Below are 16,856 nucleotides of genomic sequence, written 5' to 3'. Positions count from 1 at the left end.
GCTGATTCATTGTGACTCCGCCATATGGGGACATTTTGAGGGGCTGAATGCATGCGACAGCGCCCGGGTGTCGAGATGAATTCGTATGGCATCCGGCCGCCAGTGCTCGATATCGCAATCCACCAGCCCCCCTCGCTCGTCATAGTTGACCCGCACCAGCCTCAGCACTGCGCTCCCTTCCGCCAGATTGAGGGCGCGGGCTATGGTGCCCCGTGCCGCCGAGGGGGTGATCTCCAGGCTGGCACCGCCCTGGCCTATGCCATAGTGCTGCTGATAGAGCTCGGTGAGTGAGCTGGCCAGCGGCGCGCTGGCGATATCGGGGAAGCGGCTGGCCAGCAGGTGGTGGCTGACGTGGAGCACGGGTCGACCGTCGATCAACCGCTGGCGGCGGATCTCGTAGAGCGGGGTGAAGGGATCCAGCCCCATCCAGCGGCACAGCTCGCTGCTGGCCAGGGCGCTGCCGTGGGCCAGCACCCGGGTCTCGGCAATGCGCTGCTGCTCGCCGATCCACTGGTGAAAATGGGTGTGGATGGCGGGGTCGTAGGTGAGCCGGGGCGGCGCCACAAACCAGCCGCGCCGCTCGGCCCGGTAGATGAGGCCGTCCGCTTCCAGGCTGGAGAGCGCCTCCTTGATGGTGATGCGGGTGGTGGCGAAACGCTCGCTCAAGGCCCGTTCGGCGGGCAGCTGTTGCCCCGCCCCCAGCTGGCCGCTGCCGATATAGCGGCGCAGAGTCTGGCAAATCTGTTCACACTTGGAGGGGCTGCGGCCAGCGGCCACCCCCTGTTCGCTCAATCGCTCTGTCACTGTCACATCCCTGTCGGTCATTCCGGTTTGCGTCCGTCTGGAGTAGACCAGCGGCTGTCGGCCCTGAGTTGTAACCGCTGTGGATGACAGTGCCGTGACAGGGCGATTGTCATCAAACTGCCATCAAAGCGCCCCGCCACCGTCATATTTCCCCTCTAGCATCCCTCTCGAACCTTAACTGACCTAGTCCAGAGGGATGGGATGATGAAAAGCGTGATCGCAAGTGCACTGGCCCTGGTGGCCATCAGTCAGCCACTGTTTGCCGCCGAGAACATCGCGGATCTTGAGAAAGCCGCCCGCGGTGAAGGCCAGCTCAGCAGCATTGGCATGCCCGACAGCTGGGCCAACTGGAAGGACACCTGGCAGCAGCTGGGCAACATCTACGGCATCAAGCATCAGGATACCGACATGAGCTCGGCCCAGGAGATCGCCAAGTTCGCCGCCGAGAAGGCCAACGCCACCGCCGACATCGGCGACGTGGGCGGCGCCTTCGGCCCGGTCGCGGTCAAGCAGGGGGTCACCCAGCCCTACAAGCCCTCCACCTGGGCCGATATTCCGAACTGGGCCAAGGATGCGGACGGCCACTGGATGCTGGCCTATACCGGCACCATCGCCTTCCTGATCAACAAGGATCTGGTCAAGGCCGCCCCCACCAGCTGGCAATCCCTGCTGGGCGGCGACTACAAGGTGACTCTGGGTGACGTGGGCGTGGCCTCCCAGGCCAACAACGGCGTGCTGGCGGCGGCCTATGCCACCGGCGGCAGCGAGAAGAATCTCAAGCCCGCCTTGGAATTGTTCGGCCAGCTGGCCAAGCAGGGTCGCCTGTCGCTGAACGACCCCTCCATCGCCAATATCGAGAAGGGCGAGGTGGAAGTGGGCGTGCTGTGGGACTTCAACGCGCTGAACTACCGCGACAAGATAGACCCCAAGAAGTTTGATGTGGTGATCCCGAGCGACGGCTCCGTCATCGCCGGCTACACCACCATCATCAACAAGTGGGCCAAGAACCCCAACGCCGCCAAGCTGGCGCGGGAATACATCCTCTCCGATGCCGGTCAGATCAACCTGGCCCGTGGCTACGCCCGCCCCATCCGCAGCAACGTGGTGCTGCCGGACGATGTGAAAGCCAAGCTGCTGCCGGCCGAGCAGTACGCCAACGCCAAGCCGGTCAGCGACCATGCCGCCTGGGAGCAGAGCTCCAAGGCCCTGCCGCGCCAGTGGCAGGAAACCGTCATGATCAACATGCAGTAAGGAGTGCCAGTGCAACACAAGGTGATAGTGGTACTTGTGGATGGCCTGTCTGCCGAGGTAGCCCACACCATGGGCTACCTCACAGGCATGGTGGAGGCAGAGCGCGGCCTGTATACAACCCTGAGCTGCGCCCTGCCCTCCCTCTCCCGGCCCCTCTACGAGTGCATCCTGACCGGCGTACCGCCAGTAACCAGCGGCATCACCCACAACGGGGTGAGTCGCCTGAGCCAGCACGACTCCATCTTCCATCTCGCCCGGGCCGCGGGCAAAAGCACCGCCGCCGCCGCCTATCACTGGGTAAGCGAACTCTACAACCGCAGCCCCTGGCTGGCGCTGCGGGATCGTTACACCCATGACGAGCAGCTGCCGATCCAGCACGGCTGCTTCTACTGGAATGACAACTACCCCGACAGCCATCTGCTGATGGATGGCGAGTGGCTGCGAACCCAATATGATCCCGATTTTCTGCTGATCCACCCCATGGGAGTGGACGATGCGGGCCACAAGTTTGGCCTGGATTCCCGCCAGTACCGCAACCAGGCGCGCCGCATGGACAGCCTGCTGGCCGATTTGCTGCCCCAGTGGCTGGCAGAAGGGTATCAGGTGGTGATCACCTCGGATCACGGCATGAACGAGGATCTCAGCCACGGCGGCACCTTGCCAGAAGAGCGCAGCGTGCCGCTCTGGCTGTTTGGCGATGCCTTTGTGGCCCAGTGGCCGGAGGGCGCGACGATCGCCCAGACCCAGCTCTGCGCCCTGATGGCCGACTTGCTGGGCATTCCCCACGACAAGCCAGCCGCACCACAGCTGCTCAAGGCGGCCTTTATGCGCGAGGTGCACTGATGATGCCTGCCACCACGAGGACCGCGGCGGATCAACCCGTGAAGATCCTGCACGGAGCCCGCCGCCACTGGCTGCCCGCCCTGGTGCTGCTCCCCTTCATCCTGCTGATGATGTTGTTCCAGCTCGCCCCCATGGGGTGGGTGCTGGTGGGCAGCTTCCAGACCCCGGATGGCTGGGGCATCGACCATTACCGGGAAATTTTGGGCTCCCCCTTCTACCTGCAATCCTTCACCAACTCGCTGCGCATCGCCGGCATCGCCAGCTTGGCGGGGCTTGTCATCGGCACTCTGGGCGCCGCTGCGCTGCGCCACAGCGGCGAGCGGGTGAAGCGGCTGCTGCTGGCCTTTGTCACCATGACCAGCAACTTCAGCGGCGTGCCCCTGGCGTTCGCCTTCATCATCATTCTCGGCATCAACGGCGCCGTCACCCTGCTGCTCAAATCCTGGGGCTGGATCGACGGCTTCAACCTCTACTCGGGGTCGGGCCTCATCCTCATCTACACCTATTTCCAGATCCCGCTTGCCTTGCTGCTGCTCTATCCGGCGTTCGATGCGCTGCAGGATGACTGGCCCCAGGCCGCCGCCCTGCTGGGCGCCAGCAAGAGACAGTACGTGTGGCACGTGGCGCTGCCTGTGCTCACTCCCGCCCTGCTCGGCACCCTCATCATCCTGTTTGCCAACGCGGTGGGGGCCTATGCCTCCGCCTACGCCCTCACCACGGGCAACTTCAACCTGGTGACCATACGCGTGGCCAGCCTGGTCTCAGGCGACATCTTCCTCGAGCCCAATCTGGCGGCGGCGCTGGCGGTGATCCTGATGGTGCTGCTGGGAGTGGTGACGGCCGCCAACCAGTGGCTGCTGAAGAAGAGCTATGTGAACAAGGGGCAATCCCATGCATGACCTGACACCCCGCTGGCCAAGGTGGGTGCTGGGGGCGCTGGTCGCCACCCTGCTGCTGCCGCTGCTGGCCACCTTTCTCTATTCGATCTCCACCCGCTGGGGGGCGACCCTGCTGCCGGACGGCTTCACCCTCGACTGGTATCTGCAGCTGTGGGGCGACCCGCGCTTTCTTGCGGCGTTTGGCCGCAGCCTGCTGGTCTGTTTCGCCACCCTGCTGCTGGGCACGCTAGTGCTGGTGCCGACCGTGCTGGTGGTGGCCTACTACTTCCCCAGGCTGGATCCCTGGATGAACCTGCTGATCCTGCTCCCCTTCGCGGTGCCGCCCGTGGTCTCCTCTGTGGGGCTGCTGCAGATCTACGCCGACGGTCCGCTACCCATAGTCGGCACGCCCTGGATCCTGATCGGCACCTGGTTCACAGTCGTGCTGCCCTTCATGTACCGGGCGCTGGCCAACAGCCTGCAGGGTGTACCGCTGAAAGATCTGATGGATGCCACCCACCTGCTGGGGGCCAGCAGTGCCCGCGCCTTCGCGCTGGTGGTGATCCCCTGCCTGCGCAAGGGGCTGCTGGCGGCGCTGTTTCTGTCGCTCTCCTTCCTGCTCGGGGAGTTCGTGTTTGCCAACATGCTGGTGGGCACCCGTTACGAGACACTGCAGGTCTACCTCTACAACATGCGCGCCACCTCGGGCCACTTCACCAGCGCCTTGGTGATGAGCTACTTCCTGCTGACCCTGCTGCTCACCTGGGCGGCAAACAGATTCCATCGGTGATCCATATGTTCCATCTAGAAGTAACCCAACTGCACAAATCCTACGGCGAGACCAAGGTGTTCGAGGGGATAGAGTTCGGCATCCGCAAGGGGGAGCTGGTGACCCTGCTCGGCCCCTCAGGCTGCGGCAAATCCACCCTGTTGCGGGCGCTGGCCGGGCTGACCCCGGTCGATGGCGGTCAGGTGCGGGTGGCCGGTGAAGAGATCACCTGGCAGGCACCCCAGAAGCGCGGTATCGGCATGGTGTTCCAGAGCTATGCCCTCTTCCCCAACATGACGGTGTGGGACAACGTGGCCTTCGGCCTCAAGATGAAGCCCCAGCCGGGACGGGAGCTGGCGGCCAGCGTGCAGGAGGCCTTGAGTCTGGTGGAGCTGGATGGCTTAGAGCGCCGCTATCCGAGCGAACTCTCCGGTGGCCAGCGCCAGCGGGTCGCCCTGGCCCGCGCCCTGGTGGTGCGGCCAAGGATCCTGTTGCTCGACGAGCCGCTCTCGGCCCTCGATGCCCGCATCCGCCGCAGCCTGCGCTTGCAGATCCGCGAGATCCAGCAGCGCCTCGAGCTCACCACCATCTTCGTCACCCACGATCAGGAAGAAGCGCTGACCATGTCGGACCGGATCTTCCTGATGAACAAGGGATCCATAGTCCAGAGCGGCACGCCTGAGCAGATCTACACCCGCCCCGCCAGCGAGTTTGTGGCGAGCTTTATCGGCAACTACAACCTGCTGAACGCAGAGCAGGGCAAGTCCCTGTTCGGCCCCCGTTTTCAAGGCAAGCTGGCGCTGAGGCCGGAGTCCATCACACTGCTGCCCGCAGGGGCGACCAGTAGCGAGCCCAGCCTGCCCGGCATAGTTCGCCAGCAGCAGCTGCTCGGCAACGTCATCCGCTATCAGGTGGCGTGCGAGGCGGGGCTCTTGACGGTGGACTGCCTCAACCGCTCGGCCCGGGATCTGCTGCCGGCAGGCACAAGTGTCACTCTGGCGGTGGCCCGGGATCAGCTGTGTGAGGTAGCATAAGGCCATGTATCCCATTCTGTTTTCCGCCGGCATCAAGGTGCCGGCCACCAACCCAAGGAGCCGTCATGGCACTGGCACTGTTTGATCTGGATGAGACCCTGATTGCCGGGGATTCCGCCAGCCTCTGGCTGGAGTACATGGTGGCCCAGGAGCTGGCCCCGGCGGACATGATTGCCGAGGAGCAGGCCATGATGTCCCTCTACCATCAGGGCAAGATGGACATGCATCAGTACATGGCCTTCACCCTGCGGCCGCTGGCGGGCAAGTCGCGCCAGTGGCTCGGCCAGCAGTGCCAGCACTTCGCCGAGCAGGTGCTGCGGGCGCGCATCTACCCGGAAGGGTTGGCGCGCATCGAGTGGCACAGGGAGCGCGGTGACGAGCTGGTACTGATCTCCGCCTCCGGCGAGCATCTGGTGGCCCCCATGGCGCAGATGCTGGGGATGGATCACTGCGTCGCCATACTGCTGGATGAGGAAGAGGGCATGCTGACCGGCCAGACTCGCGGCACTCTCAGCTTTCGGGAAGGCAAGGTGGCCCGCATCAACCAGCTCTTCGCCGGGAACGACAACCTCTGGCAGGAGAGCCACGGTTACAGCGACTCCCACAACGACCTGCCACTGCTGCGGGCCGTGACCCATCCCCATGCGGTCAATCCGGCTCCCGGCCTGCGTCAGGTCGCCGTCGAGCAGGCCTGGCCCACCCTGGACTGGCAGTTGGTCGGCTGAATGAAGAAGAGGCCCTCAGGCCTCTTCGTTGCTCAACAGGCTGCCTTTTGGCAAGCTCCCCTCTCCGGCCACCAGTTCCTGCGGCTTGCCCAGGTAGATGCGGTTCTTGCCATCGCGCTTGGCACGATAGACCTCGGCATCGGCCACCTCCAGCAGCGTCTGGCCGTGCGTCACCTCATGGCTGGCCACCAGCCCGCCACTCAAGGTGAGTCTGAGGCCAGGCTCGCGCCAGTCCAGTGACTCCACCCCCTTGCGAAACTGCTCCATCAGCATCAGGCAGAAGTGGGTATCCGGGTTGACCATCAGCACCACCAGCTCCTCCCCGCCGTAACGGCAGACCCAGCCATGATCCCCCAGTAGCCGCATGGCCAGCTTGGACACCCGCTTGAGAACAACATCCCCGGTCTGGTGGCCATAGTTGTCGTTGACCCGCTTGAAGTCATCGAGATCGACCATGGCCAGGCAGAAAGGCTGGTGTTCGAGCAACAGCCTGGTCAGGCGTTCGTCGAAGAAGCGGCGGTTGTAGAGGCCGGTCAGCTTGTCCAGATGGGCCTGCTGGCGCGCCTCGTGATAATCCTTGCCCACCTCGGCCAGCTCGGCGTAGACGTCCTTGAGCTCACGCATCCCGCCTTGGGGCACGTCATCGGGTTGGGTCCGGCTGGCCCGGATCATGGAGGAGATCTCGTCGAGCATGCGGCGGAAATAGCGGGACCACACCAGTGCCAGCACGAAGTAGAGCACGCAGGCCAGCGCCACCATCAGCAGCACATTGAGGGAGACCCTGTCGATCGCGGCCTGGACGCTGGCCGCCGGTTGCACGCTGATGAGCACCCAGTTGCGTTCAGGCAACTTGCTGTAGGCCACGAACAGCTGGGAGGCCTTGTCCAGGAAGATGCCATCCCCCTGCTTGAAGCGGGAGAGCCACTGGGGATGGGTCATGGGCTTGAGCAACTGGGCGGGATCCGGGTGCACCAGCACCTTGCCGGACTGGTTGACTATCATCTGGTACCCGTTGTCAGCCTGGCGGTTCAGCTGGGCCGAGAAGGGCGCCAGGATGGCATCGACCGCAAACACCCCCCGCACCTTGCCGCTGGTATCGGTCAGGGCCCGCGCCAGGGCGATCACCAGGTTGCCATTGGTGTAGTCGTAGTAGGGCTCGGTCCAGACTATCTTGCCCAGATGCTGGCTGGCCAGCAGGTACCAGGGGCGCACCCTGGGATCGAAGTTGGCATCCGCCTCCCACTTGGGATAGATCAGCATCTGGCGCTCGGCCGTGCCGACATAGATGTAGATGAGATCGGCCATCACCCCCTTGTAGAGCCGCCACTCCTTCAGATAGGTCTCGATATTGTACAGGCGGGGGCCGCTGATATCTTCCACCTTCACTTGGTCGTAGATAAGCGTAAACTGCCGTTCCATCTCCTGGAGATAGGGCTCGATGAAGACGTGACGCAACTGGTGATTGGTGGCGAGCAGACGCTGCTGCAACTCGTTTTGCAGGCTGCGTTCCATGTGCAGATAGTAGATGCCGCCCAGCATCAGCACGGGAATGAACAGCAGCAGCAAGCCCAGCCGCATCCGGGCAACCAGGGACCAGGTTTTCTTGGAGACAACACGCTTATCCAACCCGGACTCCTGCTACCGTCAAACATGATGTAGTGTCAGAATATCAGCACCACGGGATGGCGTCCAAAAGGAAGCTGGTTATGTGCTCAACAAGAGGTAATCGACACGGATGTTGAACCCGGATCTGCTGATGGCGCTGCACTATTGCGCCGTGATCACCCTGACCGGGGCCATCACCTCAGAGTATTTTCTGTTCCGGCGCGGCATGTCCATCGAACAGGTGCGCAAGCTGCTGCTGGCCGACGGCCTGGCGGCGCTGGCCCTGCTGCTCATCTTCATCACGGGGGTGTTGCAGGTGCTCGCCCACCCCGACGAGCCCGCCGTGCTGCTCGCCAACCCAGGCTATCGCACCAAGCTGCTGCTGTTCTTCGTGATGGCCATCAGCTTTGGCTACCCCAGCCGCCTCTTCTATCGCTGGCGCCGCTCCCTTCGCCAGGGTCGGGCCCCCATGGTCTCCATCCAGCAGCAGTTCTGGGTGATCTGGATCCTGCGCGGCAACCTCTTGCTGCTCGCCCTCATTCCCCTTCTGGCCAGACTCGCCAACAGCTGAAGGCAGCCGCCATGAAACCTCAATAACGGCTGATCCTGAGCCTGGGCAGCAAGGCTCTTGCTGCTCACCCTGATCCCCCTGCTGGCCAGACTCGCCAGTAGCTGAAGGCAGCCGCCATGAAACCGCAATAACGGCTGATCCTGAGCCTGGGCAGCAAGGCACTTGCTGCTCACCCTCATCCCCCTGCTGGCCAGACTCGCCAACAGCTGAAAGCAGCCGCCATGAAACCTCAATAACGGCTGATCCTTAGCCTGGGCAGCAAGGCTCTTGCTGCTCACCCTGATCCCCCTGCTGGCCAAACTCGCCAACAGCTGAAAGCAGCCGCCATAAAACCGCAATAACGGCTGATCCTGAGCCTGGGTAGCAGGGCACTTGCTGCTCCCCCTGCTCCCCCTGCTGGCCAGACTTGCCAGCAGCTGAAGGCGACGCTTATTCAGCAGCCATACGGATCAATCCGGCCCCTGCTCGGCCATTTTGCGGCTGCCACCCTTTTCCCCTCGCTGCCCCTCCTGCGGACTAAACTCGCGAGCGTTAAAGACAAATCCCCCCGAGCACGGTTATCTTGGTGGCTGGAGCTTTGCGGACGGGCGCCTGCCCGCCACCTTTTCAGGGATGAATTCGTATGCGTTCGAACATGATGTTACTGATGGCCGCAGCCATCTGGGGGCTGGGCTTCGTCGCCCAGCGGCTGGGGATGGATCACATGGGGCCTTATACCTTCAACGGCCTGCGCTTTCTGCTCGGTGCCGCCTCCCTGCTGCCGCTGCTGTGGTGGCTCAAGTCACGCCAACCCACCGGTCAGTCCGGTGATCGCCGCCTGCTGCTGACCGGGGGCCTGCTCGCCGGTGTCGTGCTGTTCAGCGCCGCCTCCCTGCAGCAGGTGGGGCTGCTCTATACCACGGCCGCCAAGGCGGGCTTCATCACAGGCCTCTACATCATACTGGTGCCCGTCATCGGCCTGGCCCTGCGTCACAAGACCGGGGCCAACACCTGGGTCGGCGCCCTCATCGCCATGGCCGGACTCTATTACCTGAGCGTGACCGAGGAGTTCACCATAGGCTACGGCGACCTGTTGCAGGTGATCGGCGCCCTGTTCTGGGCCATTCATCTGCTGGTGCTGGATCACTACTCGAGCCGGGTCGCGCCGATCCGCCTGGCCGGCGTCCAGTTCCTGGTGTGCGGCCTGCTCAGCCTGGGGGTTGCCTTCACCATGGAGACACCGACCATGAGCGGCGCCGTGGCGGGCTGGCAGGCGCTGCTCTATGCCGGTCTGGTCTCGGTCGGTATCGGCTACACGCTGCAGGTGGTGGGGCAGCGCGGCGCCCATCCGGCCCACGCCGCCATCATCCTCAGCCTGGAGACAGTCTTCGCCGCCATCGGCGGTGTGCTGCTGCTCGGCGAGACCCTGGATGAACGCGCCATGGTGGGCTGCGCCCTGATGCTGGCAGGCATGTTGATCTCCCAGATCCGCCTGCGCTGGTGGTGGAAGTCGCGTCGGGACAAGGTGCCGAGCCAGCCTTGATGCGGGCGGACATCTTGCTCTCACGGGTGCGACTGTGTCGAGACGGCGTCACCCATCTCACATGAAACGAGGCGCCCACGGGCGCCTCGTTTTATTGCCACTTGTGGCCACATGCCTAACGCACGCTGGAGCAGAAGCTGACATCGTCGCGCAGGGGATCGTTGCTCACGCTGTGGTAGAGCTCGAAACAGGGGCCGCTGCCAAATTCCAGTCCGGCCGCCACTATGTCGCCGACATGCTCCTGCCAGCGCGGCCCGTACTGGCTGCGATCCGTGATGAGGTAGCGGGACTGGGCATAACGCCCGGCGGGAATGAGCTGGGTTTCCACCTCCCCCTCGCCCCGGGTCTGGGCAGGTACAGTGACGCCGATATCGGTGCGGCACTGGGCCGGTGGCGTCACCTCAGGGTTGTCGTGGTAGATGAAGATCCACTCCCCCTGCTCGAGTCCGCGGGTGGCCGCCCACTGGTACAGGCGGCCGCAGACGGCATCATACCCCTCGCCATAGGGGCCTGTGACCCGGATATAGGCCAGGGTACGGGCGTCCATCTCGACAGTTTTCATGGTGTTGCTCCTTGCTGATGAGTGGCCTTCAGCATAAGGGGACGAACCTTCCCATGCGTGTCCATCCTTGCTCTCCAGGTGTCCATTCTTGCGCTTGTCGCGGCGAAACTCACCAGGGGTGCAACCGTAATGGCGGCGAAACGCCTTGGCGAACGCCTGGGAGCTGGCAAGGCCCGCCCCCAGCGCGATGGCGGTGATGCTGGCGTCCGTGTAGCAGAGCTGCCAGGCCGCCCGCTGCATGCGCAAGCGCCGACACATCTCCCCCGGCGCCTCGCCCGCCACTGCGGTGAACACCCGGTGAAAATGGTAGAGGGAGAGGCAGGCCCGATCCGCCAGCGCCTCGATGGAAAGATCAGGATCTCGCTCCAGCGCCCGCAGCACAGGGATGAGCCGGCGGCGGTAGTCGATCATGGCCGGATCCTCGCCATGTAGAGGGCATCCACGTATTCACCCTGCCGAAAAGCGAAGCCGCGGGCCAGCCCCTCTTCGACGAAGCCGAACTTGCGATAGAGCGCCTGCGCCCCCGGATTGTCGGTATAAACGGTGAGCTCGACACGTTGCAGGTTGAGCCAGTTGTCGGCCATCTCCAGCGCGGCCCCCAACAGGGCCGAGCCGATACCCTTGCCGGCCCAGTCATCACGCACCCCCATGCCGATGCAGGCCACGTGTTTGCGCCTGGGATTGGGCTCGATATGCAGCGAGAGCTGGCCCACCAGCAGGCCGTCGACCTCGGCCACCAGCGCCACCACGCTGCCGTTCTCCAACCGCTTCTGCCAGACGCTCAAGGTCGGATACGGCAGTTGCAGGGTGCCCGCCTGGGCGTTGGGCATGGCATAGAGATCCCGCAAGGCGGGAGCATCGGCCGGTTCGGCGTGACGAATGGTGATCTGCATCTAAGGCTCCTTCTCAAAAACCTCATCATGCAGCATCAGAAGGGTCCGGTCATCCCCCCAGCCCCACCCATTTGTGATGCCTATCAAAGGGCGAGGGAAGGCCCATTGGTTCCGGGGTTTTTCCTTGTTATAGACTCAAGGCTCACCAACAAGGAGAAGCACCATGAACGACAAGACCCTGCACAGTGCCAATGGCGCCCCCGTTGTCGACAACAACAACAGCCTCACCGCCGGCCCCCGTGGCCCAGTGCTGATGCAAGACATCTGGTTGATGGAAAAGTTGGCTCATTTCGATCGGGAACGGATCCCAGAGCGGGTGGTTCACGCTAAGGGCTCGGGCGCTTACGGCACCTTTACCGTGACCCATGACATCAGCCAGTTCAGCAAGGCGGATCTGTTCAACGCCGTCGGCAAGCAGACCCCTGTGTTCCTGCGCTTCTCCACCGTGGCCGGTGAGAAGGGGGCGGCTGACGCCGAGCGCGACGTGCGCGGCTTCGCCCTCAAGTTCTACACAGAGCAGGGCAACTGGGATCTGGTGGGCAACAACACCCCAGTCTTCTTCATCCGCGATCCGCTGAAATTCCCGGACTTCATCCATACCCAGAAGCGGGATCCGCGCACCAACCTGCGCAGCGCCACCGCCGCCTGGGATTTCTGGTCCCGTCATCCGGAATCCCTGCACCAGGTCACCATCCTCTTCAGCGACCGCGGCATCCCCAAAAGCCTGCGGGAGATGAACGGCTACGGCAGCCATACCTTCAGCTTCATCAACGACGCCAACGAGCGCTTCTGGGTCAAGTTCCACTTTAAGACCGAACAGGGCCACAGCTTCTACACAGATGAAGAGGCGGCCAATGCCGTCGGTCAGGACAGAGAGACCAGCCAGGCCGATCTGTTCAACGCCATCGAGCAGGGCGACTTCCCGCGCTGGAAGGTCTATGTGCAGGTGATGCCGGAGGCCGAAGCCCAGACCTATAAGATCCACCCGTTCGACCTCACCAAGGTGTGGCCGCACAACGACTACCCACTGATCCCGGTCGGCGTGCTGGAGCTCAACCAGAACCCGGACAACTACTTCGCCCACGTGGAGCAGGCCGCCTTCACCCCGGCCAACGTGGTGCCCGGCATCGGCTTCTCGCCGGACCGCATGCTGCAGGGCCGCCTGTTCTCCTACGGCGACACCCAGCGCTATCGCCTCGGCGTCAACCACGGCCTGCTGCCGGTCAACGCACCGCGCTGCCCGTTCCACCACGGTGCCCACCGCGACGGCGCCATGCGGGCGGACAGCAATGGCGGCGCCACCCCCAACTACCAGCCGAACCGCTTCGGCACCCAGCAACCGAGCGAGCAGCACGAGCCGGCGCTGAGTCTGGAAGGAGCCGCCCTGCACTACGATTTTCGCGACTACGACAGCGATTACTACAGCCAGCCGGGCAACCTGTTCCGGATCATGGACGAGGGGCAACGCTCGCGCCTCGCCGCCAACCTGGCGCGTTCCCTCATCAATGTGGAGGATGACGCCATAGTCGCGGCCCAGCTCAGGCACTTCGAGCAGGCCGACCCCGAGTACGCCAAGCGGGTCGAGCTGGCGCTGGCCGCCCTGCAGCGTTAAGTCGCAGGCAGCCAACATCTGCAAAAGCAAAACGGGGGCCTGCTGGCCCCCGTTCTCGTCATGACGGTATTTGATAAATAAGAAACGGAGCCCGAGGCCCCGTTCTTCACTGCGGTATCAATCCCGGACGCAGCGCCCTCGCGCTCTTCCCGCTCCCTTGCCAACAAGCGTTTGTACCGCCCGTTACGGCAAGCATGCTGTGCATAGGCAGAGCGTCACAGTGATCGTCTGCGGTGATGAATAAAAAAACAGAGCCCAAGGCTCTGTTTTCACTGCTGTATCAATCCCGGACGGAACGCGCTTCGCGCTCTTCCCGCTCCCTTGCCAACAGGCGTTTGTACCACCCGTTACGGCAACCAAGCTGTGCATTGGAAGAGCGGCACCGTTACCCGCCTGCGGTGATGAATAAAAAACGGAGCCCGAGGCTCCGTTTTTCACTGCGGTATCAATCCCGGACGGAACGCGCTTCGCGCTCTTCCCGCTCCCTTGCCAACAAGCGTTTGTACCACCAGCTACTGCGACGACGTTGTGCATTGGAAGAGCGACGAGCCATTTCTTAGGTTCCAGCCAAGAGAGGAAAAGAGCCGCATTATGCGATAGAGGTCACGTCCATGTCTTTAGCTGGATCAAGAAAAGCCTCACTGACCGACGCTGATGGTGCCGCTCTTCGTCGCCTTCCCGGCCGCATCCGACGCCCTTTCCGGCTCGCGCCAGGCCAGTGGCCCGTTGCTCTCCAGCTCGTTTTGTGGGGCGCACTCCAGCCAGCTGTCGCCCTGCTGGATCCTGGCCCCCAGCGAATATTTCTGATCCTGATACCAGCAGACTCGCTCCGGCAGCGACCCCAGCGGCAGCACCAGCTCGGTTCCCGCCTGCACCCGTGTCACGTCGGCTGGCCCGGCGACGGCAGTCGCACTGCCCAGCCAAACCAGCAGCAGGCAACCCACCCCACACTTGCTTGCATTCATGGTGTCACTCCTTGCTCAGTACGGAATGAAAGCGACCGGAAACGGCGCAAACTTGATTAATAAGCCATACGCCGACTGGCATTCCCAAGCCAATATGATAGCCTGCCAGCGCCTGCTCACACCCGTCAAAAACGGCGCAGGAAAACCCCGGTGGATTTGTCGGTTCTCGACGAATATAACCTTATTAATCAAATCGTTATTTGGATATTATCCCAATGCGTATCATGCCGTTGCTCCAGGCGGCCTGCCTGAGCCTGATGTTGTCCGCCTGCGTCGCCCCTCTCTTGCTGATGAGCCCTACCAGTCAACTGATGTGGGCCCTGCTCAAGCCGCTGGTCGGTTTCGACCCCAACGAAGCCAACCTGTTCGAACAGCCCATGATCAAGGATCGAATGACCGGCATTCTGGGTCCCAATTACGACAGCACCATGCAGTTGCTCAAGACAGCCAACGAGCTGCAGCAGGAGGGTCCGCTGTTCTATGTGGTCTCCCGCTACGCCCCCGTGCCGGACGTTGCCAAGCAGGCCGGCATGGTGTGGAACTCACAGACCAACCAGATGTCCGTCATGCTGCTCAAGGGCGATGGCACACCCCAGGTATTTGGCGAGAACCTGGCCGCAGGCGCACCGAGCTGGCCAAGCGAGATGCAGAACTGGCAGGCGCAGGGCAACCCGACGGCCACAGCACTCTCCGGCGCTACCAACGGTCTGACCGGCTCGGCGACCAAGAGCCTGACCGGCGCCGCCACTACCAGCTCGGTATTCGGCAGCGTGCTGGGTTCCCTGCAGCAGGGCGCCAGCAAGACCATGACCGACACCACCAAGCAAGTAGTGAACAGCGCCACCACCTCGGCCCAGCAACAGGCCAGCAAAGCCGTGACCGAACCCGCCAAGCAGGCCGTCAGCAGCACCACGGCACAGCAGCAGGCCAGCAAGGCCGTGACCGAACCCGCCAAGCAGGCCGTCAGCAGCGCCACTGCCACGGTACAACAGCAGGCCGCCAAGACCGCGACCGAACCCGCCAAGCAAGCCGTCAGCAACGCCAGCACCACGGTACAGCAGCAGGCCAGCAAGGCTGTGACCGAACCCGCCAAGCAGGCGGTCAGCAGCGCCAGCGCCACGGTACAGCAGCAGGCCAGCAAGGCCGTGACCGAACCCACCAAGCAAGCCGTCAGCAGCGCCACTGCCACGGTACAGCAGCAGGCCAGCAAGGCCGTGACCGAGCCCGCCAAGCAGGCCGTCAGCAGCGCCAACGCCACGGTACAGCAGCAGGCCAGCAAGACCGTGACCGAACCCGCCAAGCAGGCGGTCAGCAGCGCCAGTGCGACCGCAACGACGGCGGCGGCCGAGGCCGCACGCGCCGCTGCCGAAGCCGAGATGGAAGCCCTGCTCAAGTAAGTCCCTCCCCAGGCCATCGCAAGATGGCCTAGCTGTTTTCCTTCCCCCTAGCTCCCCGTCACAGCTGCTCGCCATCCACGCTACCGGATGCGTGAAATCATGAACTTCTCGACATAGCCCCCTAAACTGGAAGGACGATTTGTTGCAAGGAGTGCTGCCATGTCGCGTCTGCTCAGCCTGATGATCTGCTGCTGTCTCGGTGCGGCCCTGCCCGTCTCGGCATTCACCTACTATTCCGAGCAGAACATGCCGCTCAATGGTCAGGATGAGCAGGGCAAGAGCACTGGGCTGGCGGTCGAGCTGCTGCGGCTGATGTGGCAGGAGATGGGGGAACCGGAACAACCCATCCACTTCATGCCCTGGGCCAAGGCCTGGTATCTGCTGACCCAGCAGCCGGATGCCGTGCTGTTCACCACGGCCCGCACCCAGGCGCGGGATCCCCACTTTCTCTGGGTCTGCCCCATCAGCCACTCCCGGGTGTCGCTGGTGGGCCGCAAGCGGGATGCCCCCAGGGTGGCCAGCAAGGCCGATCTCGCCAGGCTGCAGATCGGCGTCATGCAGGCGGATGTGGGGGAACAACTGCTGCTCAACCGGGGCATCAGCCCCGCCAACCTGATGGCGGTGGAGCGGATGGATCAGGTGGTGCGCCAGCTCATCATGGCCCGTACCGATCTGGTGGCCGGCAACGAGGTGATGCTGTTCCATCAGGCCAGACAATTGGGCTTTCCATCGGACACCTTTGTCACGGTCGCCACCCTGGCGGAGCAGGACAACTGCTTTGCCTTCAACCCCGCCGCCGACAAACAGCAGATCGCCCGCCTGCAACAGGCGCTCGACAAGGTCAGACAGGGGGAGGCCTTCAAGCGGCTTATCGCCCGCTATCAGGATGTGGTGCAGTCACCGCCGGCGGATCACCTGCCCACGATCGAGTGAACACAAGATGCAAACAGGCCACCCGAAGGTGGCCTGTTTCATGGTGTCGCCTGCTTACTGGAAGTGGCTGTCGTGCTCGGACTTCTTGGTCTGGGCACCTTCGCTGTGCTCGATGGCGGTGCGGATGAGGTCCACCCCGGCACGGATGATCAGCACGCCCATGTTGACCAGCTTGACGCAGACCCACATGAAGGTGATGAGCAGTATCAGCTTGAGTACCGTCTGGAACGCCTCCAGGAAATTCTGCTCCAGCTGGCCGGTGAGGCCGTTGGCACTGGTCATCAGCCAGGTGTAGACCTCGCGCACGAACGGGATGCGGCTCGGCATCTCCAGCACGTCCAGGGCGGCGGGCAAGGCCTGGAAGATGACTATGCTGCCGAACAGTATCAGAATGACGCCGATGGCGATGCCCAGAAAAAAACCAAACTGTTTCATGGAAGGTCCCAAGGTTTGCTGCATGAAAATAACATAGCTGCCAATACTAGGGACTGC

17 protein-coding genes are annotated in these 16,856 nt (G+C 63.2%); 11 read left to right on the top strand and 6 right to left on the bottom strand.

Translation table 11 applies throughout. From position 1 onward, the window contains the following. Window positions 1–6: 6 nt before the first annotated feature. A complete protein-coding gene (locus AACW87_RS03400; protein WP_241326569.1) occupies window positions 7–825 on the bottom strand; it encodes a UTRA domain-containing protein in 819 nt (272 codons plus the stop codon). A 183-nt stretch (window positions 826–1,008) separates the two neighbouring features. Here AACW87_RS03400 and AACW87_RS03395 point away from each other — a divergent pair, with 183 nt between their 5' ends. From AACW87_RS03395 to AACW87_RS03370, 6 genes are all read left to right on the top strand, one after another. Continuing rightward, window positions 1,009–2,055 (top strand): ABC transporter substrate-binding protein, encoded by a 1,047-nt coding sequence (locus AACW87_RS03395; RefSeq protein ID WP_043141471.1) that lies wholly within the window; start codon window positions 1,009–1,011, stop codon window positions 2,053–2,055. Window positions 2,056–2,064: 9 nt separating this feature from the next. Then, entirely contained in the window at window positions 2,065–2,898 is an 834-nt protein-coding gene (locus tag AACW87_RS03390; RefSeq protein ID WP_241326568.1) for an alkaline phosphatase family protein, read from the top strand. After that, the gene (locus AACW87_RS03385) at window positions 2,898–3,797 is read left to right on the top strand and encodes an ABC transporter permease (RefSeq protein WP_241326567.1); all 900 of its coding nucleotides are present in this window, start codon (window positions 2,898–2,900) and stop codon (window positions 3,795–3,797) included. The genes AACW87_RS03390 and AACW87_RS03385 overlap by 1 nt, the downstream gene beginning before the upstream one ends. Then, window positions 3,790–4,566, top strand: coding sequence for an ABC transporter permease (locus tag AACW87_RS03380; RefSeq protein WP_241326566.1), 777 nt, complete (start codon window positions 3,790–3,792; stop codon window positions 4,564–4,566). Before AACW87_RS03385 ends, AACW87_RS03380 begins: the two co-directional genes overlap by 8 nt. A gap of 5 nt (window positions 4,567–4,571) precedes the next feature. Continuing rightward, window positions 4,572–5,579: an ABC transporter ATP-binding protein gene (locus tag AACW87_RS03375; protein ID WP_043556044.1), complete on the top strand. Its 1,008-nt coding sequence runs from the start codon at window positions 4,572–4,574 to the stop codon at window positions 5,577–5,579. 65 nt (window positions 5,580–5,644) lie between these two features. Next, entirely contained in the window at window positions 5,645–6,304 is a 660-nt protein-coding gene (locus tag AACW87_RS03370) for an HAD family hydrolase (protein WP_098981703.1), read from the top strand. Between the two features lie 15 nt (window positions 6,305–6,319). Here the strand turns inward: AACW87_RS03370 and AACW87_RS03365 are convergent, their stop codons facing one another. Then, window positions 6,320–7,930 (bottom strand): sensor domain-containing diguanylate cyclase, encoded by a 1,611-nt coding sequence (locus AACW87_RS03365; RefSeq protein ID WP_241326565.1) that lies wholly within the window; start codon window positions 7,928–7,930, stop codon window positions 6,320–6,322. A 109-nt stretch (window positions 7,931–8,039) separates the two neighbouring features. Here AACW87_RS03365 and AACW87_RS03360 point away from each other — a divergent pair, with 109 nt between their 5' ends. After that, complete coding sequence (locus AACW87_RS03360; RefSeq protein WP_043141487.1) at window positions 8,040–8,480, top strand: DUF2214 family protein; 441 nt, start codon at window positions 8,040–8,042, stop codon at window positions 8,478–8,480. A gap of 622 nt (window positions 8,481–9,102) precedes the next feature. Beyond that, window positions 9,103–10,002: a DMT family transporter gene (locus AACW87_RS03355; RefSeq protein ID WP_043141489.1), complete on the top strand. Its 900-nt coding sequence runs from the start codon at window positions 9,103–9,105 to the stop codon at window positions 10,000–10,002. A gap of 115 nt (window positions 10,003–10,117) precedes the next feature. On the opposite strand, the gene AACW87_RS03350 is transcribed toward AACW87_RS03355, so the two are convergent. Continuing rightward, the gene (locus AACW87_RS03350; protein ID WP_241326564.1) at window positions 10,118–10,975 is read right to left on the bottom strand and encodes an AraC family transcriptional regulator; all 858 of its coding nucleotides are present in this window, start codon (window positions 10,973–10,975) and stop codon (window positions 10,118–10,120) included. After that, complete coding sequence (locus AACW87_RS03345; protein WP_043556093.1) at window positions 10,972–11,457, bottom strand: GNAT family N-acetyltransferase; 486 nt, start codon at window positions 11,455–11,457, stop codon at window positions 10,972–10,974. The genes AACW87_RS03350 and AACW87_RS03345 overlap by 4 nt, the downstream gene beginning before the upstream one ends. A 163-nt stretch (window positions 11,458–11,620) precedes the next feature. On the opposite strand from AACW87_RS03345, the gene AACW87_RS03340 reads away from it, so the two are divergent. Then, window positions 11,621–13,069, top strand: coding sequence for a catalase (locus tag AACW87_RS03340; RefSeq protein ID WP_241326563.1), 1,449 nt, complete (start codon window positions 11,621–11,623; stop codon window positions 13,067–13,069). 638 nt (window positions 13,070–13,707) lie between these two features. Here AACW87_RS03340 and AACW87_RS03335 read toward each other — a convergent pair. After that, complete coding sequence (locus tag AACW87_RS03335; protein ID WP_241326562.1) at window positions 13,708–14,034, bottom strand: YnjH family protein; 327 nt, start codon at window positions 14,032–14,034, stop codon at window positions 13,708–13,710. A 215-nt stretch (window positions 14,035–14,249) separates the two neighbouring features. On the opposite strand from AACW87_RS03335, the gene AACW87_RS03330 reads away from it, so the two are divergent. Further along, on the top strand, window positions 14,250–15,431 hold the full coding sequence (locus tag AACW87_RS03330) for a hypothetical protein (RefSeq protein WP_241326561.1): 1,182 nt from the start codon (window positions 14,250–14,252) through the stop codon (window positions 15,429–15,431). 159 nt (window positions 15,432–15,590) lie between these two features. Next, the gene (locus AACW87_RS03325; protein ID WP_241326560.1) at window positions 15,591–16,364 is read left to right on the top strand and encodes a substrate-binding periplasmic protein; all 774 of its coding nucleotides are present in this window, start codon (window positions 15,591–15,593) and stop codon (window positions 16,362–16,364) included. 54 nt (window positions 16,365–16,418) lie between these two features. Here AACW87_RS03325 and AACW87_RS03320 read toward each other — a convergent pair whose 3' ends face one another. Next, window positions 16,419–16,799 carry a hypothetical protein gene (locus AACW87_RS03320; RefSeq protein ID WP_172955256.1) on the bottom strand — a complete coding sequence of 127 codons (381 nt, stop codon included), beginning with the start codon at window positions 16,797–16,799 and terminating at the stop codon, window positions 16,419–16,421. Window positions 16,800–16,856: the final 57 nt, after the last annotated feature.

Source organism: Aeromonas sp. MR7, assembly GCF_963899385.1.
In the GTDB taxonomy this organism is placed as follows: domain Bacteria; phylum Pseudomonadota; class Gammaproteobacteria; order Enterobacterales; family Aeromonadaceae; genus Aeromonas; species Aeromonas bestiarum.
Note: the sequence above shows the minus strand (reverse complement) of the source record. Positions and strands in the feature narration are given on the sequence as shown.

Excerpts from the sequence above, each read along its gene's own strand:
- AACW87_RS03400 (WP_241326569.1), bottom strand. The coding sequence starts at position 825 with ATGACCGACAGGGATGTGACAGTGACAGAGCGATTGAGCGAACAGGGG.
- AACW87_RS03395 (WP_043141471.1), top strand. The coding sequence starts at position 1,009 with ATGAAAAGCGTGATCGCAAGTGCACTGGCCCTGGTGGCCATCAGTCAG.
- AACW87_RS03385 (WP_241326567.1), top strand. The coding sequence starts at position 2,898 with ATGATGCCTGCCACCACGAGGACCGCGGCGGATCAACCCGTGAAGATC.
- AACW87_RS03380 (WP_241326566.1), top strand. The coding sequence starts at position 3,790 with ATGCATGACCTGACACCCCGCTGGCCAAGGTGGGTGCTGGGGGCGCTG.
- AACW87_RS03375 (WP_043556044.1), top strand. The coding sequence starts at position 4,572 with ATGTTCCATCTAGAAGTAACCCAACTGCACAAATCCTACGGCGAGACC.
- AACW87_RS03370 (WP_098981703.1), top strand. The coding sequence starts at position 5,645 with ATGGCACTGGCACTGTTTGATCTGGATGAGACCCTGATTGCCGGGGAT.
- AACW87_RS03360 (WP_043141487.1), top strand. The coding sequence starts at position 8,040 with ATGTTGAACCCGGATCTGCTGATGGCGCTGCACTATTGCGCCGTGATC.
- AACW87_RS03355 (WP_043141489.1), top strand. The coding sequence starts at position 9,103 with ATGCGTTCGAACATGATGTTACTGATGGCCGCAGCCATCTGGGGGCTG.
- AACW87_RS03350 (WP_241326564.1), bottom strand. The coding sequence starts at position 10,975 with ATGATCGACTACCGCCGCCGGCTCATCCCTGTGCTGCGGGCGCTGGAG.
- AACW87_RS03345 (WP_043556093.1), bottom strand. The coding sequence starts at position 11,457 with ATGCAGATCACCATTCGTCACGCCGAACCGGCCGATGCTCCCGCCTTG.
- AACW87_RS03340 (WP_241326563.1), top strand. The coding sequence starts at position 11,621 with ATGAACGACAAGACCCTGCACAGTGCCAATGGCGCCCCCGTTGTCGAC.
- AACW87_RS03335 (WP_241326562.1), bottom strand. The coding sequence starts at position 14,034 with ATGAATGCAAGCAAGTGTGGGGTGGGTTGCCTGCTGCTGGTTTGGCTG.
- AACW87_RS03330 (WP_241326561.1), top strand. The coding sequence starts at position 14,250 with ATGCGTATCATGCCGTTGCTCCAGGCGGCCTGCCTGAGCCTGATGTTG.
- AACW87_RS03325 (WP_241326560.1), top strand. The coding sequence starts at position 15,591 with ATGTCGCGTCTGCTCAGCCTGATGATCTGCTGCTGTCTCGGTGCGGCC.
- AACW87_RS03320 (WP_172955256.1), bottom strand. The coding sequence starts at position 16,799 with ATGAAACAGTTTGGTTTTTTTCTGGGCATCGCCATCGGCGTCATTCTG.